A 17,426-nucleotide genomic window follows, 5' to 3' on the forward strand; every position below is an offset into this window, starting at 1 on the left:
TCTGAGAATCCGGATTTGGAACATTTCACTTTAAAGAATATTTCCGATACCCCATCTCATCAAAATGTTTGATGATTCAGAATAAATTTTCTTTTATATCGCATAAGTATGCTGATTACCTTTTTGTTCGTGCTTCGCTTTGTTTAAAATTTTGAATTTTTAGAGATACTCTTATGTCTATTCTGATTAAAGGTTGGTTGTTATCCTACTATTGTCAGAAAGTTCTTGGTGGTATTACACAGGAGAGAGAAATATGAATAAGCAAGTAGATTTGCCCATTGCCGATGTGCAGAGTTCGCCTGATACCCGGCGTATTGCAATCGACAGGGTAGGAATCAAAGCAATCCGTCATCCGGTGGTTGTGGCTGACAAAGATGATGGTGTGCAGCATACCATTGCAGTTTTTAACATGTATGTGAACTTGCCACATAATTTTAAAGGCACGCATATGTCTCGTTTTGTCGAGATACTCAATAGTCATGAACGGGAAATCTCTGTTGAGTCATTTCAAATTATGCTGCAGGAAATGATAGAAAAGCTGGGAGCGGATTCGGGCCATATTGAGATGACCTTCCCTTATTTCATCAATAAATCCGCACCTATCTCCCAAGTAAAAAGTTTATTGGACTATGAAGTGACATTCACGGGTGAGATTAAAGATAATGAATATTTCTTCACCATGAAAGTCGTCGTTCCCGTCACAAGCTTATGTCCTTGTTCCAAGAAAATATCTAACTATGGTGCACATAATCAACGTTCGCATGTGACTATTTCTGTGCGCACCAACAGTTTTGTATGGATCGAAGATATTACTAGGATTGCTGAGATGAATGCTTCCTGCGAGCTTTACGGCCTGCTAAAACGACCTGATGAAAAATATGTGACTGAGAGGGCGTACGATAACCCTAAATTTGTTGAGGATATCGTAAGAGATATTGCGGAAGTGCTAAACCATGATGCACGTATTGATGCGTATATTGTCGAATCGGAGAATTTTGAGTCCATCCATAATCACTCAGCCTATGCGCTGATTGAGAATGACAAGCAACGCCGCGAATAAACTAATACCCTAAATAGTGCAGTATTTTTTATATTGCTTGCTGCTTGGTAAAGTCCTTTATGCGGAATCCTAATAACCATAACGCGCCAAAATAGCTGGAGGCCCCGATTATGATTACCCAGCACAGCCGAATGGCACGCGTCATTGCCGAATCAGCCAGCCAGGATACATTACTTCCCATAGCAAACCATAAAACAATTCCCATAATGGTTAATGCTATCAGTATCTTCAAAAAGAAAATGCCCCATCCAGGCTGTGGCTGATAAATTTTATGGCTGCGCAGTTTGTAATACAGTAGTCCTGCGTTAAGACAAGCGCCTAAACCGATCGCCAATGCCAATCCGGCGTGTTGAAAAGGAATAATAAAGGCGAGATTCATCAGTTGTGTTGCAATTAGCGTAATGACTGCAATTTTTACGGGTGTTTTAATGTTCTGGCGCGCATAAAACCCCGGCGCAAGAACCTTGACCAGAATCAACCCAAGCAACCCCGCGCTGTAGGCGATGAGTGCTTCGCGTGTCATCCACACATCATGATCAGTAAATGCGCCGTGATGAAAAAGCGTTGTGACTAAGGGTATTGCCAATAATGCCAATGCCAACGCTGCCGGCAAGGTGAGCAATATCGTCATCCGCATGCCCCAGTCGAGCAGGCGGGAATATTCTTCGTTACTGCTACTGTTATAATGCCGGGCCAGCGATGGTAACAGGATGGTACCTAATGCGACCCCCAGCAGACCTGCCGGAAATTCCATTAACCGATCGGCATAATAAAGCCAGGACACACTACCAGTCATGAGAAGAGAGGCGAAGATGGTATTGATCAGCAAGCTGATTTGACTCACCGATACGCCAAAAACGGCCGGGCCCATGAGTTTAATTACACGCCAGGCACCGGTATCCGGATTTCTGAAGCGGATGCGTGGCAATAATTGAAGGCGTAGCAGAAATGGGACCTGCAAAGCGAGTTGCAATGCGCCGCCAATAAAAACTGCCCAGGCCAATGCCAGAATCGGTGGGTCTATCAATGGCGTGAGCCATAATGCACAACCAATAAACGCTAAATTTAATAGCGCTGGCGTGATCGCAGGGATATTAAATTTGCCATACGTGTTGAGTATACTTCCTGCTAAAGCAACTAGCGAAATAAATAAAATATAAGGGAACGTAATCTGCAAGAGTTCAACGGTTAAGCTGAATTTCTCCGGATCGGCAGAAAAACCAGGTGCGCTGGCATAGATAATCAATGGCGCTGCGATGATGCCAATGATCGTGACAATAATAAGTGCGATGCCTAGAAGCAGGGTAATATGATCAATCAAGCTGCGGGTTTCTTCTAGGGTACGAGTATTTTTGTACTCAGCAAGTATGGGAACAAATGCTTGTGAAAATGCCCCTTCAGCAAATAAGCGCCGCAGCAGATTGGGAATGCGGAAAGCGACAAAGAAAGCGTCGGTTGCCATCCCTGCCCCAAAAATCCGTGCGATCAAGATGTCACGCAAAAACCCCAGAATACGCGATATGAAGGTCATGCTGCTAACAGCTGCGAGGACTTTGAGTAAATTCAACGGTATTTAATTTTCTGTGTTAGCAGCAGGAAATGAAAAAAGAAATTGCTGTACTCATTCGCAAGTCAAGCCAATAGAAATTCTCCATTACGAAGTTTAGAAAAGGCGGCTCAGTTTTTTTATGAAACCTTCTTCAGGCCAAGTCCATTGCAAGCAGTATTCTGCGCCAAGTTTCGGGTTTTTTATATCAGCTTCTAATTTTGTTTGTCCGCTGACAACAGGTGGTAGTAACACTTCTTCTTTGCCATCATGCTTGCAGAAAAGCCTGGCTGATGAAATAGGGCGACCTTGGGGTAATTCGACGGTCAAATGCAATTGTTTCGTATCATGATCAACAACATGAGATAGCATCCCTTCCGTTTGTGTGAAAGCTCCTTCATATTCGTATGATAAAGTCAGATCAGAACCATTGATTATTTTTAATTCAGGCGGAAGCTTTGCACAGACATGGTAGTAGCCATTTTCTTTAATTTGTTCAGCCGGCTCCCTATCATTGATTTTGAAGCTGCTAATACTTCCAATAGCGCGAATATTTCTGAACCAGTATTCCGAGTTATCAATATGGCAAGCAGTTGTCATTTGTGTTTGGTTCAGAGTTGCTTTGTTACCACCCGTATCATGAACAGTCAGTATTTTTTTTAAATCTGCAATGGTAAATGCAGATTTATTTTGTCTGATTTGCGCATAAATCAGTATTGATGCACTGATAGCAAATATTAGCCCAATCACAATGTAATCAGTCAGTAACACTACCAGAACACCAAAGACGATCAGTATTACATTGATATAAAAAATAAGTTGGTTGGGTTTGTCAAACATCCGGGAGCTCCTCAATTAGCTGATATATTTTCGTTATATTATCAAAGCGCTGAGTTTATCAGAGAGAAGCATGCAAAAAAAGCAATCTAGATAGCAGATGAGGACTTATTCCAAAAAATTTGTCTGGCTATTAAAGTTATGAATTACCTTCAACGAGAAAAGGCTTTATTTGTTACCGGCTGCTAATTAAAGCAACACCCATACAGGAAATCTGGGTACTAAAGTTTAATTTATTGAAGTCGTTAGAATCAAAACAAGGTATGTGTTTAAAAATTAATTAATTCTTAAATAAATTAGAGGCATGAAATAGGGTTATGAAAATTCTTGTTAATTTTGAATCTGGACTTAAACAAATATTTATTGTTCCCAAGTCTATGCTAGCGATTGAGTTCAGAAATATGGCTAAAAAAATTGGTGGTAACATAGAAAGTATTGAATTTTCATTACCTCCGCGTCGTCAATCAAATCTCTCTAGATCAGAATTGCAGGAAGGAATACTCCGGTTGCCTGATAGACGGTAATGCTCAACTACCTTAATCTCATCGTTCGATTAGAAGGGTATGTCATCATCCATATCATCAAATCCACTGGTGCTCTTGGTTGAAGAGGGTAGCCGACTGGAAGCAGAATTGTCTTCATCATGATCAGGCGATTCAAAACTGCCGCTTCCCGATCGGCTGCCCAGCATTTTCATATCGCTTGCAATAATATCTGTTGTATAACGTTCTACACCGTTCTTATCAGTCCATTTTCTGGTTTCCAGTCTGCCCTCGATATAAACAGAGCGGCCCTTCTTTAAATATTCTCCTGCAATTTCTGCCAGTTTTCGGTAAAAGGTTACTCGATGCCATTCAGTCCTCTCCTGTTTTTCGCCATTCTTGTCTTTCCAGGTATCTGTTGTGGCCAATGTAATATTGGTTACTGCATCACCATTGGACATGTAACGAGTTTCCGGGTCTTTGCCCAAGTTACCGATGAGTATAACTTTATTGACTGATGCCATTATGTTTCCTCCCCAAGCAGTCTAATTACTTCTTCTTCATCAAAGCCTCGCATGTCAACTTTCAGATATGCTACTCCTTCATTAACCAGTACCAGAGCTTCATATACACCGGGTATGGCTGCAAGCTGACGCGATAATTCTCTAGATTTATTCAAATCCATTTCCTGTACATGATACATTTTAGAGCGGACTGCAGCAGGTGCTTTCATCGTTAAAGCCAGTATCAGCCATATGAGTACCAGCGACCCACAAAATGCATATAGCGCATCACTTCCAAAAGCGCTAAATAAATAGCCACCCACAGCAGCGCCTGCAAAAGCACCCATAAACTGAGTGCTACTGTAAATACCAATCGCTGTTCCTTTTGCACCGACCGGTGCTATCTTAGAAATCAGGGATGGCAAGCTGGCTTCCAGCAAATTGAATGCGGTAAAGAAAACTAATAATGCACCGGCTGTACCCCATACAGAATCAGAGGTAATGGCCAGTAATACCTGGCCTGCTGCTAAAATAGCGATAGCTGCAATAAATACGAATTTTAACTTGGCTTTTTTTTCAGAATAAATAATTGCCGGAATGATCAGCACTATTGATAAAAATAAAACCGGAAAATAAATCTGCCAATGATCATTTGCTGCCATTCCTGCCTGACGCAAAGTGAGCGGTACTACCAGCCAAAGCGCCATCAGCGTAGCATGTAAAGCAAAAATACCGTAATTTAAACGCAACAATTGCGTATCTCGCAGTACGCTTGCAAAGCTCGCAACTGATGCTTCGGTGTCAGAATGAAAGCGGCTAATTTGCGGATCGGGAACAATTTTCTTTACTACAACCATTGCCAGAAGTGCTAAAACGCCGGTCATAGCAAAAATCCCTGGTACGCCAATCCACTGATTGAGAATTGGAGCGGCAATCAGGGAAATGGCGAAAACAGTGCCGATGGTCATGCCGATGGTTGCCATTGCTTTGGTGCGGTGTTCTTCACGCGTGAGATCTGCAGCAAGCGCCATCACAGCAGCTGAAATTGCGCCAGCACCTTGGATAATGCGTCCCCATATCACCCAGTAAATATCGATTGCGACAGCAGCAATCAGACTACCGATGGCAAACAAAATCAAACCCAAATAAATGACAGGCTTACGTCCGATACGATCGGATAACCAGCCGAAGGGAATTTGCAAGATGGCCTGTGTTAAGCCATATGCACCCAATGCGATGCCGATCAATGTATAGTTATTGCCGCCGGGCAGATCCTCAGCATAAAAAGCGAATACCGGTAAAATGATAAACAACCCAAGCATTCGCAAGCCATAAACACCGGCCAGACCGATGGTTGCACGCAGTTCTACTGGAGACATTTTCTCAGATGAAGATGGAACAGACATGAATCAGGTTGTGATATTCCTAAAAAGTTGGGTATATTAACAGGTTGACTCATACATAGATAGCTAATGGAATCCATAAAAATACGTGGTGCGCGCACTCACAATCTGAAAAATATCCATCTCGACCTGCCACGCAACAAGCTTGTTGTCATCACTGGGCTGTCTGGATCAGGTAAATCCTCGCTGGCATTTGATACCCTCTATGCTGAAGGCCAGCGTCGCTATGTGGAATCGCTTTCGGCCTATGCGCGGCAGTTTCTGCAGCTGATGGAAAAACCGGACGTCGATTTGATCGAAGGCCTTTCTCCTGCAATTGCCATTGAGCAAAAAGCAACCTCGCACAATCCACGCTCAACGGTTGGGACAGTTACTGAGATCCATGATTATTTGCGCCTGCTATTTGCCCGTGTTGGTGATCCGTATTGCCCTGAACACAATATTATTCTAACTGCGCAAAGTGTTTCGCAAATGGTTGACCATGTATTGCAGCTCCCGCTTGACACGCGCTTGATGGTTCTTTCACCGTTGATCGTTGAGCGCAAAGGTGAACAGGTTGAATTATTCGATGAGCTGCGTGCACAGGGGTTTATTCGCTTGCGGATTGATGGGGAAGTTTATGAAATCGACGCGTTACCCAAGTTGCAAAAAACCAAAAAACATACGATTGAAGTAGTAATTGACCGCTTAAAAGTTTCTCCAGATGCTAAGCAGCGTCTCGCTGAATCATTTGAAGTGGCATTACGCCATTCTGACGGGCGTGCCTTAGCGGTTGAAATAGATACAGACCATGAACACCTCTTTTCCGCCAAATTTAGCTGTCCAGTGTGCAGCTATTCTCTGCCTGAATTAGAGCCCAGATTATTTTCATTCAATAATCCCTTGGGTGCGTGTAATAAATGCGATGGTCTGGGACAGATCACTTTTTTTGATCCGGCGCGCGTAGTGGCTTTCCCGCATCTCTCATTAGCCGCCGGGGCGGTAAAAAACTGGGATCGGCGCAATCAATTTTACTTTCAGCTATTAACAAGCCTTGCAGAATATTATCAGTTTGACCTGGAAACACCCTTTGAGAAATTAGAGGAACCTATACGTAATATTATTTTGTATGGTTCTGGTAAAGAAAAAATCCATTTCTCGTATTTCACAGAAGGTGGTCGTAAGCATCAGGAGACACATCCTTTTGAAGGAATTATTCCCAATCTGACACGGCGCTATAAGGAAACGGAATCACAGGTCGTGCGTGAGGAGCTGGCAAAATACCTCAATGCACAAACTTGTCCGGAATGCCATGGTACACGCTTATGTCGGGCCGCACGCCATGTGCAGGTTGCGGGGCAGGCGATTTATGAGATTAGTGCTTTCCCTTTGAAAAAGGCCAAGCTATTTTTTGACCAAATTGAATTATCGGGTCACAAGCAATCCATTGCCGAGAGGATCATCAAAGAAATCTCCAGCCGCCTACAATTTCTCAACAATGTCGGGTTGGATTATCTATCTCTGGATCGCTCTGCTGACACGTTATCTGGCGGTGAATCCCAGCGCATACGCCTTGCCAGTCAAATCGGCTCTGGTTTGACGGGGGTTATGTATGTCCTGGATGAACCTTCGATTGGCTTGCATCAACGTGATAATGGACGTCTACTGGATACACTCAAAAATCTGCGTGATTTGGGTAATAGCGTTATTGTGGTTGAGCACGATCAGGATGCTATACAAATTGCGGATTATGTGGTTGACATGGGGCCTGGTGCCGGAGAGCATGGCGGCTTCGTTGTCGCTCAGGGTAGCCCACAAGTTATTCAGGGAAATAATGATTCTCTGACCGGTAAATACTTGGCCGGCAAATTATCGATCAAAATACCGGAGAAACGCCACGAACCCAATAATAATCGCATACTTCGGATTGACGGTGCTTCCGGTAATAATCTAAAAAATGTCACGCTTAATCTGCCGGTAGGATTATTTGTCTGTGTGACAGGAGTCTCGGGATCCGGCAAATCTACACTCATCAATGAAACATTGCATCGCGCAGTAGCTCGGCATCTTTACGCCAGCAATGTCGAGCCTGCGTCCTATCAGCACATTGAGGGTTTGGCTTTTTTCGATAAAGTGATCAATATGGATCAAAGCCCTATCGGGCGAACGCCGCGTTCCAATCCAGCTACTTACACCGGTGTGTTTACACCCATCCGGGAATTATTTGCCGGCGTACCACAGGCGCGCGAGCGCGGTTATGCGCCTGGCCGGTTTTCTTTCAATGTCAAAGGCGGGCGGTGCGAGGCTTGCCAAGGCGATGGTGTGATTAAGGTGGAAATGCATTTTTTGCCAGATATCTATGTCACTTGTGATGTATGCCATGGCCGGCGATATAATCGAGAAACCCTGGAAATTCAGTATAAAGGTAAAAATATCAATGAAGTGTTGCAGATGACCGTGGAAAATGCATTTGAATTTTTCACACCGGTACCGGTCATTGCACGCAAGTTACAAACACTTCTGGAAGTAGGTTTAGGCTATATTACTTTAGGGCAATCAGCCACTACACTTTCCGGCGGTGAAGCGCAACGGGTAAAGCTCTCGTTAGAGCTTTCCAAACGTGAGACAGGGCGCACGCTCTATATTCTTGATGAGCCTACCACTGGTCTGCATTTTCAGGATATTGACTTGCTGTTGAAGGTCCTGCACAGACTGCGCGATCAGGGTAATACTGTGGTGGTTATCGAGCACAATCTGGATGTCATCAAAACGGCCGACTGGATTATTGATTTGGGGCCGGAAGGCGGTGATGGCGGGGGATGTATTGTTGCGGAAGGGACACCGGAAGCGATCGCAGTCAATCAAAACAGCTATACCGGTCATTATCTGCAACCGATGCTTACCAAATGAATCCGCGCGATTTGTTGCTGGAAAGCTTTTCAATTGCCGTTAAGGCGGCTGATCCGATTCATGTGGTACCGCAACATCTTCCCAGTTCTCCCAGAGGCCGTACGCTTGTAGTCGGTGCTGGCAAAGCTGCTGCTGCCATGGCGCTGGCCGTTGAAAATTCCTGGCCTGCTGATGCGCGACTAGATGGCTTAGTGATCACTCGTTACGGGCATAAATTACCTACTCATAAAATTGAAGTGATTGAAGCCGGGCATCCGATTCCAGACAAAAATGGGGAACAAGCATCACGACAGATTTTGTCCGCGGTCAAGGCGTTAAAATCTGAAGATCTATTACTCTGCTTGTTCAGTGGAGGTGGGTCCAGTCTGCTTTCTCTGCCGATTGATGGAATTTCATTACAGGACCTTAAAGAAGTTACTCATCAGTTATTACGGTGTGGAGCCAGCATCCAGGAAATCAACACTGTGCGCAAACACTTATCGGCCGTTCAGGGTGGAAAGCTTGCTGCCGCTTGCAAAGCGCCAGTAGTGGCGTTAATTATCTCCGATGTAACCGGTGATGAGGCAACGCATATCGCTTCTGGCCCCTGCGCGCCTGATCCGACTACCTACTCTGATGCGCTGGCTGTGCTTGATCACTATAATTTGGAAGTTTCATCCACGGTCAGAAGAATTTTGTTTGCAGGGAAAGAACAGGCAGTTAATGAAACACCTAAACCTGGTTCTTCCATTTTTTTCCGTGTTGAAAACAGAATCATTGCAAATGCTCATCAGTCACTGATTGCAGCGTCGAATTATTTTCAGGGCCTTAATATCACTCCTTTCATATTGGGAGATACGGTAACCGGAGAATCGCGGGAAATTGCCAAAAGCTACGCAGCATTAGCCAGAGAAATTCACTTATATCCACAACTGTTAAGGGCACCTGCTGTGCTTTTATCAGGTGGTGAAACCACAGTTACTCTCAAAGGCAATGGACGTGGTGGCCGTAATTCAGAATTTTTGTTATCGCTATTGATTGGGCTGGCTGGTCAAGAGAGAACTTATGCTCTTGCCTGTGATACGGATGGATTGGATGGTAGTGAAAATAATGCCGGAGCGCTCATTACTCCTGATTCACTCATTCGCGCCCAAGAAATTGGATTGAATGCCGCCTCATTACTGGACAATAATGATGCCTATACTTTTTTTGAGCAATTAAACGATTTAGTGATAACGGGACCAACTTATACCAATGTGAATGATTACCGTGCCGTCCTAGTGCTTTAATAAGGGGATGCTATTTAGCGAAGCCAATTATCGGGGGTCGGTCAATTTGTATGGATGATAACACCAGTCCCTGCTGAAACCATCTTTCAATTACATATTCATAGAATTGCTGGTTTCTTGAGCCCTTAAAAGCCACAGCTAGCTTTTTACCCCGCTCTGTAAGAAGTACATGCCCCAAGTCCAGATAGTTATTTCGATCATTCTGAAAGCCTATTTTTGTTGGTTTGCCACCATAAAACAGTCGCGTATGCTTACCGAATCCTTTTTTAATAAAGCCATTGATTTCAAAATTAATTAAATCCAGGGATTTGAGATGTTTTAATGATGCTCGTGTAATTCCCTGCTTCGTATACACTTCATTTTCCACATCAAAGATGAGAGGCAATGGATCGCCCTGAATCCATAAGAATTGACATAAAGCTTCAAAAAGTTGACTGTCTTGTGGATTTAAATGATCAGATTTAATATTTGCGCTAGCGTTTGGGAGAATATTTTCTGAGCGAGTGATGCTGGAAGTAATGAATTGCACAAATGTTGTCAATAAATTACTCATTTTTTTATACTTAAACTAATCCTTCAATTTTTCTTATCACTTTTGGAATTCATTTCTGTAGCTTGAGGCTTTGCGGCTGATGAATCTTTTTGTATAGTCACTTGATCCGGCTTATCTTCCAATTTTGAAGTATCTTTTATTTTTCGGGATTTTATTTCTTTATTAATCTCGGCAAGAAGCGCAATGTTGTCTCTACGCTGTTTATCACTTTTATACCAAGATGCGCAGGTAACAGTACCCATAATTATCAATACAACGTTCATTATATCGACACCATCGAAAAAGATGAACGCAATCCCGGTTGAAATGGCAAACGCGCCTAAAAAAGCTGTCAATAGCCATAATTTTGAACCAGTTCCTGAGCTGTTACTTCGGCTGTTCCACGCTTCAAGCTTATCGCGCGTAGTAATCAATTCTTCATCAGTCCATTTTCTCATGCTCATAGCTACAGTACTCCATTAAAGTGGATTGGTATTTTTTAGAAGTATAAATTTATAATCAGACAAAAAACAATATTACTTATTTTTTCTTTTTAAAATAAAAAAGGCACCTGCTGGTGCCTTTTTTATTAAATCAACTTTGTTTAGAAATTGTGACGCATACCCACTGTGTAGGTATTGCTGTCTCTGAATACCGCATTTCTGTCATCAACCATTCCACGTTGGTAACCACCGAAGAGGCTGGATCGCTTGCTGAGATTATGGATCAAGCCGACAGTAAACTGACTTACTTCACGTTTTGCCGCAAAAGCAGTTGCATTGGCATCTGCCATACCGCCTTGAGCAACAATGCTGGTATTGCCCCAATCATATTGAGCACCTGCAAACCACAGATGGCCATCGCCACCCAAATTCATTGCTGAATTACACTGCCCACGAGTATCCGTTGGTTGGCCCAAGCCAGTCGCCGGATTACCTAACGCAGCAGCATTGGTACAGGTTGCTGCACCTATTGCATTGCTAATCCTTTCATATTGACCGCCAAACTTGAAGTTTTGGAAGCCCCACATTACACCACCGCGCCAGACATGTTCATTGCTGCTCACACCTAAAGTTCTCTGGCGAGTGCTGACGTTATCGCGAGAGTACCCACCGAACGCACCTAGATTATGTCCTGCTATATTTGCTTCATATTTGCCTGCGACTTGGAAGTCCCATTCACCGTCTTCACCACCGGAATTAGATTGGCTTCCCTGAAAAGTACTTGATGGAGAGATAAAATTTCCTGGATCCAATCTGTTGGCATCCCCCGGCATTAAGATACCTGCAAAGCTGAAACCTTCAACTTTGGGGGAATCATAACGCACAGCACTGTTTACAAAACTCTGAGCACCTGATCCCAAACCATTGGCTGAAGCTGTCATGGTACCACCACTACCTGCAGCTTGGAGAGTGGTGTATGCAAATGGATCAATGGTCATACCACCGGCAAAATCTTTAAATGGAGATTGAACACGACCAAATTTCACTTCGCCCCAATTATCGTTAGCCAGCGCAACCCAACGTTCCCGCGCAACACCTAATGCACCACTACCTGTATTGAAACCATATTCCACATGTGCCTTTGCTTTTAAACCGCCACCCAGGTTTTCAGTTATATGCGCACCCCAACGTGAGCGACCTGTGTCATCACCGATAAGAGCTTGACTGCTTTGCAAGTCTCTATTAACTGTAGCGTATTCAGCTTGGACACTACCAAAAAGCGTTACATTTGTTCCTTGCGCTGACACAGCCATTGGGGTTGCAAGTGCACCGGCTACTGCCAACGAAATAAGTTTCTTCTTCATACGGAAGTTCTCCTTTAATGTTAAAACGACTGGGGTCGCCATATTTTTGCCTGCTACATTCCTTATGGAATGCTCCCCGTTTGTTCGGACCTTCCAGCTGGAAGGTTTGATTGGATTGTGCCCAACGCAGAACTGTACTGCAAGAAAAACAAGCAGATTTTGTAAATTTAATAACAACTATGTTGTATATAGACAACACGCTTGTTGCTTTTCTGACAACATAATTTATATTCATATTTATTTCAATAAGATATAATAATTTTATCTTTTATTTCCAAAGTTAACTATAAATTTAATACATCAGTATCATTTTTATTAGATGCAAAAAATTTTATTAGAATAATATTAATTACTTGATTGGCTCTAGAAGTTGAGGCGCTTAGAGCACAGAGATTATCTGACAATAATTAATTAAAACGAAAAACCAGTTTCTTGGATGTGAGATAAAAGATGCTCAGGCATATTGTTTGAACTTAGCCGAATAGCGAGACCCAAAATTTGGGATTGCTCAAACCTGTAAATTTGGCGTTATCGTGATGTACTTCCTGAAGCTGTACCTCCTGAAGTGCTTTTATCAAAGTCGATGTAATGATGAAAATAGCCATGAGCTAATAGCTAATTTTCACTGATTTGTGGTTGTTTTACTGTTTCTGAAGATTTCAGTTATTATTTCATCCCTTGTAGTTATTCTATTTTGTTTATACTGACTGCGACATGACTTATGCATAAATTTTTTCTATTTATTTTTACTATGACCAATCTTGTTACTGTCTCTTCACTTTGTGCTGAGACATGGATACTTCCACCGCAAGATATTGATATTTTTGGTAAAATAAGAACTGCCCATGCAAGTCGTGAAGAGACACTGTTAGACATAGCACGTAGATATGATATCGGTCAGATCGAGATTTTGTTAGCTAATCCCACTGTTGATAGATGGCTGCCTGAGGATGGTGCAAAGGTTATTTTGCCTAGCCGTTATATTATTCCTCATGCTGATCGCAAGGGACTGGTAATTAATTTACCTGAAATGAGAATCTACTACTTTCCTGAGCCTGCTAAAGGAAGCAAGCCCATGATTGTTACGCATCCGGTAGGAATCGGCAGGATGGACTGGGTAACGCCCTTGGGAGTATCAAAAATAATTGAAAAGAAGAAAGATCCTACTTGGATACCTCCTAAATCACTTCAAATGGATAGGATAGCGAATGGGGAGCAGCCCTATCCCAGTATAGTGCCCCCTGGCCCAACCAATCCTTTAGGCCGGCATGCCATGCGCTTAAGCATCGGAAGTGGCAGCTATCTGATACATGGTACTATTAAGCCATTTGGTGTTGGAATGCGAGTTTCAGCGGGGTGTGTACGTATGTATCCCGAAGACATTGAGGCACTGTTTGATAAAGTTTCAATTGGAACTCAAGTGCAAATAGTCAATCAACCGATTAAACTTGGCTGGTTGCTAGATTCGCTTTTTATTGAGTTGCATCCACCATTGGAAGAGGATGAAGAAAAGTACACCGACTATAAACAAATGGTATTTATTGCTATCAATGACTTTCTTGCGTTAAATAGCAGCAAGAAAAATATTACTGAAGATTTTGAGATAGATCAGGAAGCTTTAAGAAACGCAATTATGGAAAAAAGCGGGATACCAGTTCTAATTTCACGGTCACGCAATCAGATGCAAGATAATTAATAGTATTTTCATCTTTTCTTTTTAAGGAAGCTAATTAGAAACTTCACTCATAAAAAACCCCTCAAATGAGGGGTTTTTTAATTTTATTTACATTACTTATACATGGATTTTTTAAACATATTATCAAGTCTTGATTTTGTTTCTGATTCTGTTTTCTCTGAACGTCTGTTTGCTTCATCTGCGATACGAACTGCATCATTTGCCTTAGCATTAGCAGCGGCTGCCTCTGCTTTAGCCGCTGCTGCATCGGCTGCAACAGCATTAATTTTGTTTTGTAATTCTTCAAACTGACCTGTCGTTGCACAACCTGTTAATCCAATACAAGTGCCTGCCACTACTACCAGTGTTAACATGCGAACTGGATGCTTGTTTTTTTCTTTCATTCCGATCTCCTCACTGTTTATTCTATTTAATGCGCATAAACATCCGCCACTTCTTTTTGTTAGCCACTGATAGTTAATATCAGCAACCTCTTAAAATCTTATCCGATTTTTTTTGTAAAATAAATGGATTAATATGATAAATTTAAGCGACCCCAATGTTGGGAAATAAATCATAAGATATGTCGATGATATACAACATATTTATTTTCATAATTCCATTTGTATATTTAGCAACACATCTATATTAGGACAGACTATCGATTTTTAACTACTACCGAATATTAACCAGGATACCAGGTCTTATCCACTTACCGAGCTGGTCGATTTGTTCATTAGTCAAGGCAATGCAACCATTGGTCCAATTGTATTCTTGATGAATTTTTTGATCTCCTCTACCAATTCCGTGTATGCCAATATGACCCCCCAGCGGTGTATCCTGAGGAGGTGTCTTTCCCATAATTTTTGCTTCCAATATCGATAGCCAGGTTTCTTCAGAAATCCTGTTTTCATCCAGTGCGCGTTTTGCTGTATCAAGATTTGGATAGTCCAAGCCAAAAAACCGATAATAACGGCTTTTTTCATTGATCCAGCTAATCCTGAATCTACCCAAGGGGGTTTTGTCGTCTTTTGTCATTTTGGACCAGGTAGTACCATAGCGTCCAATAGCTACATTCTTAAAAATCACCTGGATAGTATCGCCTTGCATCACTGCTAAAGTATGCGCGGTCGTATCTATATCAATCCATATGCCATTGTCGGCTAGAACAATACGAGGCATCATTACCAGACTAAACAATCCAATCAATAAATAATAAATAAAAGAATTTTGCTGAATCACTTTTTGGACTAAAGATTACAAATTAAGACAATTAATTATGTCATAATTATTGAGTGCTGAAAGTTCATTTAAATTTTATGCTTTACTATTTGCATATGGCACAAGTTGATTGTTGAAAATTATGCACTATGCAATTTAGGTAAGAAAATTTATCGATATCAAGTAGAAAGAATATTGTTATTGTTTTGAAGGATCATACGATTGCACAGGCTGATGCTCTACAGCAATCGAATCTGACTGAAGCAGATGTATATTACTAATAGCTTTCTTATTAAGAAGTTATCGGCATGCTTCAACTTATGATCTGCGACCGATCCTATGAAGAATATTTTGCTGAGGGATATAATAACTGTGGTGATAAAGGTTTTGAGCTTTCATACAGGTCATACAGATGCTGAACTAGGTTAGTATAAGCAGCTTAAAAAGCAGTGGTAACATGCTGATCAATTGATATCCGAAATAGCTCCTTTGTCCTTTGGATCGTATAATCTAAAAGAATGAATAAACACTTTAGTATTTTTATATTCGAACTGCTTTCCAATAGCTAGATTTCCAATAAACATTTTCTAATCGGGATATGGTAACTCCTTTCTTTTGAGATACATGTAGAAATTTATTTTGTTCTAAGTAAATTCCTACATGGTTTGAAGCTACACCGACCTTGAAGAATATCAGATCACCTGCCTTCAAATCATCTTTTTTAATTTCTTTTCCAATTCTTGCTTGCATCCAGGTTGTTCTGGGTAAATGCAATCCAAATTTTGATCTGAACGTTAGATGTACAAATCCTGAACAATCAATTCCCTTTTGACTAAGTCCACCTTGTTGATAACGCACACCTTGCCAATCATTAAATTGAGAGTAGAGCGCTTTTCTGACGTGATTAGAATCGGTTAGTTTATTAGCATCAGGATTTGATGTAAGCCTTACCGAATTTCTTTCCTGCAGAGATCCACAACTTACTAAAAAGCTGATACTAATCAATATAATAAATTGCGAAAAATTTCTTTTCATTGATGATGTATTTTTGCTTTAATCAAAATCAAGAAGCGAAAGTTTGTGTTTGTGTAAATTAGATACGATTACTACGTGCTCCCATACTTGATGCCTTTGATAAAACACATCTAGCCATATCTCTCAGTGTGACAACCTCGTCTACGCCACCTGCTGAGATTGCTTCTTTAGGCATTCCAAAAACAATACAGCTTGCCTCATCCTGAGCAAAATTATAAGCCCCTGCCTTGTGCATTTCCAACATACCTGCAGCACCATCTTTGCCCATACCTGTCAGGATTACACCAATTGCATTCTTGCCAGCATAATTGGCCGCTGAGCGAAATAATACATCAACCGATGGTCGATGTCGACTGACCGGATCGCCTTGATTTAATTCAGTCATATAGTTAGCGCCGCTGCGTTTAAGTAATAAATGCGAGTGCCCCGGCGCAATAAATGCATGTCCTGGTAGTACTCTTTCACCACCTTGGGCTTCTACAACAGATATTTTGCAAAGGCTATCCAGACGATTGGCAAATGACTTGGTAAATGTTTCCGGCATATGTTGTGTGACAAGAATTCCTGGTGCATCGGGCGGCATATGCATGAGAAATTCTTTTATAGCTTCTGTGCCGCCGGTAGAGGCACCGATAATAATTAATTTTTCTGTTGAAGCAACACGATTGGAAATTGCTGGCAAAATTGCATCAGCAGTTGCGCTCTTGGTAGCGAGCACCGGCATATAGCGCCTAAGTCTTGCTGATTTTGCGGTGCGAATTTTATTCGCAATTTCATTGCCATATTCTTTTAAACCTGACGCGATATCAATCTTTGGCTTAGCCACAAAATCAACTGCGCCCAATTCAAGAGCACGGAATGTGACATCAGAGCCTTTTTCAGTTAAAGTTGAAACCATGACTACTGGCATCGGCCTCAAGCGCATCAATTTTTCCAGAAAATCAAGTCCATCCATTTTTGGCATTTCAACGTCTAATGTCAGTACATCAGGGTTCATCTCACGAATCATTTCCCGTGCCACAAGCGGATTAGCGGCAGTGCCGATGACTTCCATATCAGATTGGCTGTTAATAATCTCGGTTAATAATTTACGAATCAAAGCTGAATCATCAATGACTAGAACTGTAATTTTTTTCATGGTAAAACCCACTAACTCAAGAAGTAGCCC

The 17,426-nt window shown here is 41.9% G+C and carries 16 protein-coding genes; 5 read left to right on the plus strand and 11 right to left on the minus strand.

Going from position 1 to position 17,426, the window contains the following annotated elements:
* The first annotated feature begins 253 nt into the window (after window positions 1–253).
* Window positions 254–1,060, plus strand: a complete 807-nt coding sequence (gene folE2 / locus BM021_RS00905) for a GTP cyclohydrolase FolE2 (RefSeq protein ID WP_090717638.1) — start codon at window positions 254–256, stop codon at window positions 1,058–1,060.
* A 28-nt stretch (window positions 1,061–1,088) separates the two neighbouring features.
* Here the strand turns inward: folE2 and murJ are convergent, their stop codons facing one another.
* Both murJ and BM021_RS00915 read right to left on the minus strand, forming a co-directional pair.
* Window positions 1,089–2,627: a murein biosynthesis integral membrane protein MurJ gene (murJ, locus tag BM021_RS00910; protein ID WP_090717640.1), complete on the minus strand. Its 1,539-nt coding sequence runs from the start codon at window positions 2,625–2,627 to the stop codon at window positions 1,089–1,091.
* 96 nt (window positions 2,628–2,723) lie between these two features.
* The gene (locus tag BM021_RS00915; RefSeq protein WP_090717641.1) at window positions 2,724–3,446 is read right to left on the minus strand and encodes a hypothetical protein; all 723 of its coding nucleotides are present in this window, start codon (window positions 3,444–3,446) and stop codon (window positions 2,724–2,726) included.
* 314 nt (window positions 3,447–3,760) lie between these two features.
* Between BM021_RS00915 and BM021_RS00920 the strand changes: the two genes are divergently transcribed.
* A complete protein-coding gene (locus tag BM021_RS00920) occupies window positions 3,761–3,967 on the plus strand; it encodes a hypothetical protein (protein WP_090717644.1) in 207 nt (68 codons plus the stop codon).
* Window positions 3,968–3,996: 29 nt separating this feature from the next.
* Here the strand turns inward: BM021_RS00920 and ssb are convergent, their stop codons facing one another.
* Window positions 3,997–4,449 (minus strand): single-stranded DNA-binding protein, encoded by a 453-nt coding sequence (gene ssb / locus BM021_RS00925; protein ID WP_090717647.1) that lies wholly within the window; start codon window positions 4,447–4,449, stop codon window positions 3,997–3,999.
* On the minus strand, window positions 4,449–5,807 hold the full coding sequence (locus tag BM021_RS00930) for an MFS transporter (protein ID WP_090717856.1): 1,359 nt from the start codon (window positions 5,805–5,807) through the stop codon (window positions 4,449–4,451). Before BM021_RS00930 ends, ssb begins: the two co-directional genes overlap by 1 nt.
* A gap of 93 nt (window positions 5,808–5,900) precedes the next feature.
* Here BM021_RS00930 and uvrA point away from each other — a divergent pair, with 93 nt between their 5' ends.
* Both uvrA and BM021_RS00940 read left to right on the plus strand, forming a co-directional pair.
* Complete coding sequence (uvrA, locus tag BM021_RS00935; RefSeq protein WP_090717649.1) at window positions 5,901–8,720, plus strand: excinuclease ABC subunit UvrA; 2,820 nt, start codon at window positions 5,901–5,903, stop codon at window positions 8,718–8,720.
* Window positions 8,717–9,988: a glycerate kinase type-2 family protein gene (locus tag BM021_RS00940; RefSeq protein ID WP_090717652.1), complete on the plus strand. Its 1,272-nt coding sequence runs from the start codon at window positions 8,717–8,719 to the stop codon at window positions 9,986–9,988. The genes uvrA and BM021_RS00940 overlap by 4 nt, the downstream gene beginning before the upstream one ends.
* Window positions 9,989–9,998: 10 nt before the next feature.
* On the opposite strand, the gene BM021_RS00945 is transcribed toward BM021_RS00940, so the two are convergent.
* From BM021_RS00945 to BM021_RS00955, 3 genes are all read right to left on the minus strand, one after another.
* Window positions 9,999–10,541, minus strand: a complete 543-nt coding sequence (locus BM021_RS00945; RefSeq protein WP_256207709.1) for a DUF2806 domain-containing protein — start codon at window positions 10,539–10,541, stop codon at window positions 9,999–10,001.
* 23 nt (window positions 10,542–10,564) lie between these two features.
* Window positions 10,565–10,984, minus strand: coding sequence for a hypothetical protein (locus BM021_RS00950; RefSeq protein ID WP_090717655.1), 420 nt, complete (start codon window positions 10,982–10,984; stop codon window positions 10,565–10,567).
* A 140-nt stretch (window positions 10,985–11,124) separates the two neighbouring features.
* The gene (locus BM021_RS00955; RefSeq protein WP_090717658.1) at window positions 11,125–12,327 is read right to left on the minus strand and encodes a porin; all 1,203 of its coding nucleotides are present in this window, start codon (window positions 12,325–12,327) and stop codon (window positions 11,125–11,127) included.
* 721 nt (window positions 12,328–13,048) lie between these two features.
* Between BM021_RS00955 and BM021_RS00960 the strand changes: the two genes are divergently transcribed.
* The gene (locus tag BM021_RS00960) at window positions 13,049–14,023 is read left to right on the plus strand and encodes a L,D-transpeptidase family protein (protein ID WP_090717661.1); all 975 of its coding nucleotides are present in this window, start codon (window positions 13,049–13,051) and stop codon (window positions 14,021–14,023) included.
* 92 nt (window positions 14,024–14,115) lie between these two features.
* On the opposite strand, the gene BM021_RS00965 is transcribed toward BM021_RS00960, so the two are convergent.
* From BM021_RS00965 to BM021_RS00980, 4 genes are all read right to left on the minus strand, one after another.
* On the minus strand, window positions 14,116–14,406 hold the full coding sequence (locus BM021_RS00965; protein ID WP_090717664.1) for an Lpp/OprI family alanine-zipper lipoprotein: 291 nt from the start codon (window positions 14,404–14,406) through the stop codon (window positions 14,116–14,118).
* 271 nt (window positions 14,407–14,677) lie between these two features.
* Window positions 14,678–15,244, minus strand: a complete 567-nt coding sequence (locus BM021_RS00970) for a L,D-transpeptidase family protein (protein WP_256207710.1) — start codon at window positions 15,242–15,244, stop codon at window positions 14,678–14,680.
* Window positions 15,245–15,763: 519 nt separating this feature from the next.
* Window positions 15,764–16,258 carry an NlpC/P60 family protein gene (locus BM021_RS00975; protein ID WP_090717666.1) on the minus strand — a complete coding sequence of 165 codons (495 nt, stop codon included), beginning with the start codon at window positions 16,256–16,258 and terminating at the stop codon, window positions 15,764–15,766.
* A gap of 58 nt (window positions 16,259–16,316) precedes the next feature.
* Window positions 16,317–17,396 carry a protein-glutamate methylesterase/protein-glutamine glutaminase gene (locus tag BM021_RS00980; protein WP_090717669.1) on the minus strand — a complete coding sequence of 360 codons (1,080 nt, stop codon included), beginning with the start codon at window positions 17,394–17,396 and terminating at the stop codon, window positions 16,317–16,319.
* Between the last annotated feature and the right edge of the window lie 30 nt (window positions 17,397–17,426).

It is taken from the genome of Nitrosomonas sp. Nm166 (assembly GCF_900112825.1).
GTDB lineage: Bacteria > Pseudomonadota > Gammaproteobacteria > Burkholderiales > Nitrosomonadaceae > Nitrosomonas.

Coding starts and splice junctions, on each gene's coding strand:
- folE2 (WP_090717638.1), top strand. CDS start 254: ATGAATAAGCAAGTAGATTTGCCCATTGCCGATGTGCAGAGTTCGCCT.
- BM021_RS00915 (WP_090717641.1), bottom strand. CDS start 3,446: ATGTTTGACAAACCCAACCAACTTATTTTTTATATCAATGTAATACTG.
- BM021_RS00920 (WP_090717644.1), top strand. CDS start 3,761: ATGAAAATTCTTGTTAATTTTGAATCTGGACTTAAACAAATATTTATT.
- ssb (WP_090717647.1), bottom strand. CDS start 4,449: ATGGCATCAGTCAATAAAGTTATACTCATCGGTAACTTGGGCAAAGAC.
- BM021_RS00930 (WP_090717856.1), bottom strand. CDS start 5,807: ATGTCTCCAGTAGAACTGCGTGCAACCATCGGTCTGGCCGGTGTTTAT.
- uvrA (WP_090717649.1), top strand. CDS start 5,901: ATGGAATCCATAAAAATACGTGGTGCGCGCACTCACAATCTGAAAAAT.
- BM021_RS00940 (WP_090717652.1), top strand. CDS start 8,717: ATGAATCCGCGCGATTTGTTGCTGGAAAGCTTTTCAATTGCCGTTAAG.
- BM021_RS00945 (WP_256207709.1), bottom strand. CDS start 10,541: ATGAGTAATTTATTGACAACATTTGTGCAATTCATTACTTCCAGCATC.
- BM021_RS00950 (WP_090717655.1), bottom strand. CDS start 10,984: ATGAGCATGAGAAAATGGACTGATGAAGAATTGATTACTACGCGCGAT.
- BM021_RS00955 (WP_090717658.1), bottom strand. CDS start 12,327: ATGAAGAAGAAACTTATTTCGTTGGCAGTAGCCGGTGCACTTGCAACC.
- BM021_RS00960 (WP_090717661.1), top strand. CDS start 13,049: ATGCATAAATTTTTTCTATTTATTTTTACTATGACCAATCTTGTTACT.
- BM021_RS00965 (WP_090717664.1), bottom strand. CDS start 14,406: ATGAAAGAAAAAAACAAGCATCCAGTTCGCATGTTAACACTGGTAGTA.
- BM021_RS00975 (WP_090717666.1), bottom strand. CDS start 16,258: ATGAAAAGAAATTTTTCGCAATTTATTATATTGATTAGTATCAGCTTT.
- BM021_RS00980 (WP_090717669.1), bottom strand. CDS start 17,396: ATGAAAAAAATTACAGTTCTAGTCATTGATGATTCAGCTTTGATTCGT.